This is a genomic window from Paracoccus sp. (in: a-proteobacteria) (assembly GCF_047973135.1).
Classification (GTDB): domain Bacteria; phylum Pseudomonadota; class Alphaproteobacteria; order Rhodobacterales; family Rhodobacteraceae; genus Paracoccus.
In genome coordinates this window covers 1-8536 of record NZ_JBKEBL010000271.1, presented here as the reverse complement: position 1 = coordinate 8536, position 8536 = coordinate 1, and the positions used below count along the sequence as shown (strand labels likewise).

Sequence of the window (8536 nt, the reverse complement as noted above, 5' to 3'; positions counted from 1 at the left end):
GCCATGAAAGTGGTGGCCATGGAAACATTTACGATCTTGGCTACCCGCCTTTGCCCTGATTGTCAAATTCGGAATAAAACCGGAACCAGTCCGACCACTCAGGTTGTAAAACGATCAACGCAAAACAATAAAATATGGCCGCTATGTAAATCACAATTCCCATCGTGATAAGGGACATTGCAGCAGAACTTCCCTCTGGAAGTGGGACCAATGACCCGCGCAATGGCAACGCACAGAAAAAGGCGAATAACAATAGCGGTGCGTTGGCGATTGCGTAGTTGCTCCAGAACTCATTGGTGAAATAGATGTCCAAACCATACATTTCGCTTTGGGGTAGGAGGGCCGCACAAAGTAATGCAAAGGCAAATACCGACAGCAAAACATACCAGCGTATCTGTTGGATTATTTTCGTTACCAGAACCGTGGCAATCATAACTATAAGAAATTGAAATAATAAACTCATGATTGTCAGTTTCGTTATATAGAAAATTCCAGAAAGTCTAAATTCCCCCCAATCGTAACGACTGTTACTAGTGAGAAAAAAACTAAGAATAATGCCGATAGGGTTCATCATCACAAATGCAGCCAAAGACACGGTAAGGATATTCACAAAGTATGCGGTGATCTGTTTCACATTACCCGACATAGATTTCATAATCCTTTTCCATCACGATGCGCGTGATCAATGGCGCAAACCCGTAAGAATGCTGCAATAACCACCACGCATTCATTGCATGCGCCAGACTGCTGTGAACTCTATAAAATTCGCTCAGATCATTGAGGACGGATTCCTTAAAACTATCGTTGTCCTGCAAGTCGATAAATGCGTGTTTGGGAGCCCCGAATTCGACCAGATCATCACTGTCAATCCCAAACGCATCATAGAGAAAGCACGTTAGGGTCAGTGAATATGTCTTGGCGTCTTCGTTATAACAATATTTTTTGACGATAGCGGACACATGTTGCAAACCATGCACGGTCAAAGTCAAACCATTGCCCATATCATTGGTCAGATTAATCTTGTCTGCAAAGCCATAATTCTTAAACGCAGGCACCCCAAGATCATCAATCACGTCAATCTGGTTTATATCCCAATTGGCGATCTGTAAAGCCTGATGCAATCTGTGATTTGAGGTCTGCTTGGGGCCAGGGGCATTTAAGACACGATCACAATACACCCCAACATCAATATGATTGACCGCTAGCCTGTTCAGGTCCGCATCTTCGTGATATTCCACTTTCGACAGAGGGCGCGGTGCTGACACCGGACCGAACATGTGATTGAAATACCGTTCCGCAAATCCGGTGGTATCCAGACGCGCCCCGGCCAGTGCCTCCGAAAGCCATTCGCGCAACCGCAAAATACGCGCTGATCTGGACATATCGAGCGAGAAAATTTCGCCTATGTTCCTTCCGATATCCGTAGGGTCAAAATACCCCTCAGGCAATTTGCGATGATTAGAAAACGTTGCGTCCTCGGCAAAGGTCATTACCGGGGCATCTCCCCCAATCAGATTTTTCACAACGGGATCCTGTGTTGTGTATTGGAGACCAGTCGCATTGATCTGATTATAGATCGTATTGCTATCAGCCCCATAGGCCACGAGCATCGGCTTTTCCAAAGAATATTTGCATTTTTGACACATCGCCACGACCTGAGAAACCGGTGTCGTGCTCGAAAACGGTGGAGTAGGTGTGCCACCCCTTGTTTCAACATTTTGTCTGAGCAATTGGCTTTTAAATATCATGATCCATCCTGCTTTTTCCAAAACTGTTTGTGCGCTTTGGTGTGTAGGGCCTCAAAATATTGACGCTTTTCCGTCATCCCACCCGGTTTTGTAAAATGCTCTGACGATATGAGCCGCTGTCCAGACAGCCAACACGCGGCAAGGTAATACGCCGCAGAATTTTGATCACAATTCGGATCATGCGCATTCAAGAATTCCATTTCATCAAGGATCAAACGCCTATGATTTTGAGTGGATTCAATCTCAGGATATTCTTTTTGCAGCCAGCACATAGTATCGCGACAAAATCTCGCGCGTTTGAGCTTTTGAAACGCTTTCAGATTGGCGTTCGTTATGCGAATTGTTGCTGCACTTGCCGAACTTGCGATGGGTATGAGGCGTATTATCAGCATATCTTCGAAAATATCACGTACGACGAAGCTATAAACGAGATCGTTGAAAATGTATTTTTGGGAGTTCACTTCGGAGATCTCTAAATAATATTTTATGATGCCATTTTCCCAAAATCTGAAAAAATACCATGTTTCGTTTGTGTTTTGCACTTTGATGAATTTTCTGAAATGCTTCCAGAGAGCGTCTAAACCAGCACGCGAGCGGATGTAAATTCCCGGTTCTTTGTCCCACATGCACCACGGCGGCTTGCCCGGTGTGAACAGCTTGGCGGTAAAGTCGCTGTCCTCGTCCAGCCGCACAATCCACGGGGCCACGTTTTTCAGATCATCATAGGCATCGCCTTTGAACAAGCACCGGTGCTCTAACCTCGACGTGTCCAGCATTTCCGGCAGCCCAAAGATCTTGGCCGCATCAAGGATGGCATAGGTTTGCATCGGCGGGACTTTGTCGGGATCGCCATAATGTTCGATCTCCACCTCTGTCGGCTCTGGCTGGCCAAAGAGCGGCTCACGCAAGGCATCGGGGAACGGTCTTTGGGGGGCCAGACGCCGAACTGGTCGCCCAGAGGTTCGACGCCCTCGATGGTCTCGATGGTGAGAAGTGGGCCGTCCTCCGGGGACGGGGTGGCTTGCAGGGCCTCAAGGCTCCATGGGTCGTCGGTCGTCACTATCGTCTTGTTCGGCCATGCCACATAAATCCACTTTTGGTGATCACCTGATCTTTGCAGAATACCCTTGCGGTTGCAAACGGGCCCTATTGAATTGATTGAGACATTTGCCACCATTTATGCGATACGAGGTGATGCGCAAACGAGGTCCTTTTCATGTCACGCCCGAGGACCGGAAACGGGTTGAGGGCATCGTCTCCCGCCCCGCCACGCCGCACGCGGCATGTCTGGCGTTGCCGGATCGTTCTTCTCAGTGCCGAGGATCTAGGGACATCAGCAATCTGCGCGGCCAGCGGCACGTCGAAGACAACCGTATGGCGCTGGCAGGCGCGGTTTCTGGCCGAGGGCGTTGATGGGTTGCTGCGCGAGAAGACCCGCCTGCCCGAGACGCTGAAAACGGGGAACGCCGAAAACCGGGGCTGACAAGGTGGCGGAGGTGATCCGGCTGGCGCAGCCCTTACAGCAGCGCGACCGCCCGCAGGACCGAGGGGTTCAGGCCGTTCCCGCCCCCTGCGACATAATCCTGCAACTGGCGGCGCATCCGCGGTTCCCAGAAATCGCTCAGATGCGCCGCGACCTTTTCGGCGGGTTCGCCCGGCTGGCTGTTGAAGAAGGTGGCGATCTGATTGGCCATCATGACCAGTTTTTCAGGCGACATCGGAAACCTCGGTGCGCAGTCTTTCGGGGTGAGAGAACAGGTCGAACCCCTGGCCCTGCGCAAAGGCGGCAAGGGTCAGGCCGGCATCTTCGGCAAGGCGCAGCGCGTGCAGCGTGGGGGCGGATACCGCGATCAGGATGGCGCAACCCGCCATGGCGCATTTCTGCACCATCTCGACCGAGACCCGGCTGGTCAGCACGAATGCGCCCTGTTCCGCATCCAGCCCCTGCCGCGCCATCGCGCCGATCAGCTTGTCCAGCGCGTTGTGGCGGCCCACATCCTCGCGTGCCATCACCACGCCCTTGCCGGGCATCAGAAACCCCGCCGCATGGACGGCACGGCTTTGGTCATGCAGCGGCTGCCACATCCGCAGCGAGGCGGATGCGCCATCCACATCCCCGGCCTCAAGCACCGGGCCGCGATCATGCAGGCGCGGCAGCGGGCGGATTGCCTGATCCAGCGAATCGATCCCGCACAGGCCGCAGCCGACCGGCCCGGCAAGGCTGCGCCGCCGCGTTGCCAGCGCATCGCCGCGATCCCCTGCCAGCCACATCCGCGCCTCGATCCCCCGGTCATGGACGACCACCTCGCAAGAGGCGATCTGACCGGGCGTGGCGATCCCTTCGGTCAGGGAAAAGCCGATGGCGAAATCGTGCAGGTCGGCGGGCGTGGCCATCATCACCGCATGGGTGGTGCCGTCATAGACCATCGCCACGGGCGTTTCCTCGGGCAATGTCCGGCGCATGGCCGCGCGGCTGCCCGCGCGGATATGGAGGGCCGGGCTGGCACCGATGGATGCGGGCAGGTCCATGCTATTCCGCCGCAGACTGGATGCGGCGCGCGCGCGCGGCCTGTTCGGAATAACGTTCCTGCCAGTCGCTTGGCCCGTTCGAGGGGCTGACCTGCACGGCCGTCACCTTGTATTCGGGGCAGTTCGTCGCCCAGTCGGAATACTCGGTGGTGACGACATTGGCCTGGGTCGCCGGGTGGTGAAAGGTCGTATAGACGACACCGGGCGCAACCCGGTCGGTGATGGTGGCGCGCAGCGTGGTTTCGCCCGCGCGACTGGCCAGCCGCACCCAGTCACCCTCGTTCACGCCGCGAAGCTCGGCGTCATGGGGATGGATTTCCAGCAGATCCTCGGGGTGCCAGACGACATTCTCGGTTCGCCTCGTCTGCGCGCCGACATTGTATTGCGACAGGATCCGCCCGGTGGTCAGCAGCAGAGGAAAGCGCGACCCGGTCCGTTCGTCGGTCGCCACATATTCGGTGACGATGAAATGCCCCTTGCCGGACACGAACCCGCCGATATGCATGGTCGGCGTGCCGGTGGGGGCCTTGTCGTTGCAGGGCCACTGGACCGAGCCCAGTTCCTCAAGCCGGTCAAAGCTGACCCCGGCAAAGCTGGGCGTGGTTGCCGCGATCTCGTCCATGATCTGGCTGGCATGGGTATAACGCCAGTCCGCCCCCATCGCATTGGCCAGCATCTGCGTGACCTGCCAGTCCTCATAGCCGTTCCGGGGGGCCATCACCTTGCGCACGCGGTTGATGCGGCGTTCGGCATTGGTGAATGTCCCCTCCTTTTCCAGAAAGGTCGAGCCGGGCAGAAAGACATGCGCATAATTCGCCGTCTCGTTCAGGAACAGGTCATGAACGATGACGCATTCCATCGCCCGCAGCCCCGCCGCGACGTGATGGGTATCCGGGTCCGATTGCAGGATGTCCTCGCCCTGACAATAGAGGCCCTTGAACGTGCCTTCGACAGCGGCATCCAGCATGTTGGGAATGCGCAGGCCGGGTTCCGGGTCGATCTGAACGCCCCATGCCTGTTCGAATATCGCCCGCACATCGGGCAGCTTGACATGGCGATAGCCCGGCAATTCATGCGGGAAGGATCCCATGTCGCAAGAGCCCTGCACATTGTTCTGCCCGCGCAGGGGGTTCACGCCCACGCCGGGCCGACCGATATTGCCGGTCAGCATGGCCAGATTGGCAATGCCCATCACCGTGGTCGAACCCTGACTGTGTTCGGTCACGCCAAGGCCGTAATAGATCGCGCCATTGCCCCCGGTCGCATACAGCCGCGCGGCGGCGCGCAGATCGGCGGCGGGAACGCCAGTCACGGGTTCCAGCGCCTCGGGCGAGTGGCGCGCATCGCTGACGAAATCGACATAGAACTGAAATTCATCCCAGTCGCAGCGTTCGCGGATGAACGCCTCATTGAACAGCCCCTCGGTCACGATCACATGCGCCAGGGCCGTCACCACGGCAACATTGGTGCCGGGCCGCAGAGGCAGATGATACGCCGCCTCGACATGGGCGCTGCGGACAATATCGGTCCGGCGGGGATCGACCACGATCAACCGCGCGCCCTGCCGCAGCCGCTTTTTCAGGCGGCTGGCAAAGACAGGGTGGCCGTCGGTCGGGTTCGCGCCGATGATCAGCACCACATCGGTCTGTTCGACGCTGTCAAAATCCTGCGTCCCGGCCGAGGTGCCGAAGGTCTTGCCCAGACCATAGCCGGTGGGTGAATGGCAGACCCGCGCGCAGGTGTCGGTATTGTTGTTCATGAACACCGCGCGGGCCAGTTTCTGCACCAGATAGGTTTCCTCGTTGGTGCAGCGGCTTGAGGTGATCACACCGATGGACCGGCGGCCATGTTTGTCCTGCAACGCGCGCATCCGGTCAGAGGCGAAAGCCAGCGCCTCGTCCCATTCGACCTCGCGCCAGGGATCCTCGATCCGGTCGCGGATCATCGGCTTCAGGATGCGGTCGCGGTGATTGGCATAGCCATAGGCGAAACGGCCCTTGACGCAGCTATGCCCGCGATTGGCCTTGCCATGTTTCCACGGCACCATACGGACCAGTTGGTCGCCACTCATCTCGGCCTTGAAGCTGCACCCGACGCCGCAATAGGCACAGGTGGTCACGACCGATCGTTCCGGCGTGCCCAGTTCGATCACCGATTTTTCCTGCAAGGTCGCGGTCGGGCAGGCCTGCACACAGGCCCCGCAACTGACGCAATCCGAGGACAGGAAATCGTCGCCCGCCGCGCCCGCGCTGACCTTGCTGTCAAAGCCGCGCCCCTCGATGGTCAGGGCGAATGTACCCTGCACCTCTTCGCAGGCGCGTACACAGCGCGAGCAGACGATGCATTTCGACGGATCGAAGCTGAAATAGGGGTTGCTGTCGTCCTTTGGCGTCCAGCGCGGATTGGCCTCGCCCTCGGGCATCCGCAGCCGCGCCTCGGACTGGCTGCGCGCACCGGTTCCCGAGGGGTCGAAATGGTTGTCGCCGGGGGTATAGCGCACATCGCGCAGCCCGACCTGTCCCGCCGCTGTCTGCAACTCGCAATCGCCATTGGCGGCACAGGTCAGGCAATCCAGCGGGTGATCGCTGATATACAGCTCCATCACGCCCTTGCGGATCCTGTCCACCTTGCCCGAGCGGGTATGCACCACCATCCCCTCGGAGACCGGAGTGGTGCAGCTTGCGGGCGTGCCCTTGCGGCCCTCGATCTCGACCACGCAGAGGCGGCATGACCCGAATGCCTCAAGGTTGTCGCTGGCACAAAGCTTCGGCACCATGATCCCGGCCTCGGCCGCGGCGCGCATGACGGATGTGCCCTCGGGCACGGTCACAGCCACGCCATCGACGATCAGGCTGACCGGCACACCAGCAGTTGCGGGTGTTCCCATATCGCGGTCGCCGCCGGGCGGGAATGCGGGGATGATAAAGTCCTTCATTCGGCGGCCTCCTTGTGGCGCGCAAAATCATCGGGAAATCCGGTCAGCGCGGACATGACCGGAAAGGGCGTAAAGCCCCCCAGGGCGCAAAGCGAGCCATCCCTCATCGTATCACAAAGATCGGTCAAAAGCTCGGCGGCGGATGCGTCGCCCGCAGCGATGCGGTCGATGGTTTCCACGCCGCGCACTGCGCCGATGCGGCAGGGGGTGCATTTGCCGCAGGATTCGATGGCGCAGAATTCCATCGCAAAGCGGGCCATCTGCAACATGTCGGCGGTATCGTCGAACACCACCAGCCCGGCATGGCCGATCAGCCCGCCCTGCTGGTCGAATTCCTCGTATCCCATCGGCGTGTCGAATTTGCTGACCGGCATATAGGCCCCCAGCGGCCCGCCGACCTGCACCGCCTTGACCGGCCGCCCCGAGGCCGTGCCGCCGCCGATCTCGTTTACCACCTCGCCAAGGGTCAGGCCGAACGCGGTTTCGAACAGCCCGCCATGTTTCACGTTTCCGGCAATCTGCAACGTGACGGTGCCGCGCGACCGGCCCGACCCGAAATTCGCATAAGCCTGCGCGCCGCGTTCGAAGATCACCGGTACCGTCGCCAGGCTGATGACGTTGTTGACGACGGTGGGACGGCCCAGAAACCCCTGCAACGCGGGCAACGGAGGCTTGGCCCGCACCACGCCGCGCTTTCCTTCAAGCGAGTTCAGCAGACTGGTTTCCTCGCCGCAGACATAGGCCCCGGCACCGGTGCGGATCTCCATGTCGAAGGCGCGCCCCGAACCCAGAACATCCAGCCCCAGAACCCCGGCCTCGCGCGCGATGCCGACGGCGCGGGTCATCACCGCAATCGCGTCGGGATATTCGCTGCGCAGATAGACATAGCCGCGCGTCGCACCCACCCCCAGACCGGCAATCGCCATGCCCTCGATCAGGGTGAAGGGATCGCCCTCCATGATCATGCGGTCGGCGAATGTGCCGCTGTCGCCCTCATCGGCATTGCAGACGATATATTTCTGCACGGCCTCGGCCTGCATCACCGTCTTCCACTTGATGCCGGTCGGAAAGCCCGCGCCGCCACGCCCGCGAAGGCCGCTGTCCGTCACCTCCTGCACGATCTGCGCCTGCGTCATGGCGATGGCACGACGCAGTCCGGCCAGACCGCCATGCGCCTGATAATCATCCAGATCCAGCGGGTCGATCACCCCGCAGCGCGCAAAGGTCAGCCGCGTCTGGCGGGCGAAATAGGGAATATCCTCGACAGGACCAAGGCTGTCCAGCGTGCCGTCCAGCAGCGCGGGCACATCTCCGGGCGCGACCG

General features: G+C 59.0%; 8 protein-coding genes. 1 reads left to right on the top strand and 7 read right to left on the bottom strand.

The genetic code is table 11. The annotated features are described in order from the left end of the window. Positions 1–40: 40 nt before the first annotated feature. Genes ACK5L9_RS20075 through ACK5L9_RS20065 form a run of 3 tightly spaced genes read right to left on the bottom strand, consistent with a single transcriptional unit; the run spans position 41 to position 2617 of the window. Entirely contained in the window at positions 41–655 is a 615-nt protein-coding gene (locus ACK5L9_RS20075; protein WP_416913228.1) for a hypothetical protein, read from the bottom strand. After that, positions 636–1748 (bottom strand): hypothetical protein, encoded by a 1113-nt coding sequence (locus tag ACK5L9_RS20070; RefSeq protein ID WP_416913227.1) that lies wholly within the window; start codon positions 1746–1748, stop codon positions 636–638. The genes ACK5L9_RS20075 and ACK5L9_RS20070 overlap by 20 nt, the downstream gene beginning before the upstream one ends. Beyond that, a complete protein-coding gene (locus ACK5L9_RS20065) occupies positions 1745–2617 on the bottom strand; it encodes a DUF4123 domain-containing protein (RefSeq protein WP_416913226.1) in 873 nt (290 codons plus the stop codon). The genes ACK5L9_RS20070 and ACK5L9_RS20065 overlap by 4 nt, the downstream gene beginning before the upstream one ends. A 347-nt stretch (positions 2618–2964) precedes the next feature. Here ACK5L9_RS20065 and ACK5L9_RS20060 point away from each other — a divergent pair, with 347 nt between their 5' ends. Continuing rightward, a complete protein-coding gene (locus ACK5L9_RS20060) occupies positions 2965–3231 on the top strand; it encodes a helix-turn-helix domain-containing protein (RefSeq protein WP_416913225.1) in 267 nt (88 codons plus the stop codon). A gap of 34 nt (positions 3232–3265) precedes the next feature. Here ACK5L9_RS20060 and ACK5L9_RS20055 read toward each other — a convergent pair whose 3' ends face one another. The 4 genes from ACK5L9_RS20055 to ACK5L9_RS20040 form a co-directional block, all read right to left on the bottom strand. After that, the gene (locus tag ACK5L9_RS20055; protein WP_416913224.1) at positions 3266–3466 is read right to left on the bottom strand and encodes a formate dehydrogenase subunit delta; all 201 of its coding nucleotides are present in this window, start codon (positions 3464–3466) and stop codon (positions 3266–3268) included. After that, positions 3456–4277, bottom strand: coding sequence for a formate dehydrogenase accessory sulfurtransferase FdhD (gene fdhD / locus ACK5L9_RS20050; protein ID WP_416913223.1), 822 nt, complete (start codon positions 4275–4277; stop codon positions 3456–3458). Before fdhD ends, ACK5L9_RS20055 begins: the two co-directional genes overlap by 11 nt. 1 nt (position 4278) lies before the next feature. Then, positions 4279–7212, bottom strand: coding sequence for a formate dehydrogenase subunit alpha (gene fdhF, locus ACK5L9_RS20045; RefSeq protein ID WP_416913222.1), 2934 nt, complete (start codon positions 7210–7212; stop codon positions 4279–4281). Next, on the bottom strand, positions 7209–8536 hold a 1328-nt coding region (locus tag ACK5L9_RS20040), incomplete at its 5' end, for a complex I 51 kDa subunit family protein (RefSeq protein ID WP_416913221.1). The genes fdhF and ACK5L9_RS20040, both read right to left, overlap by 4 nt.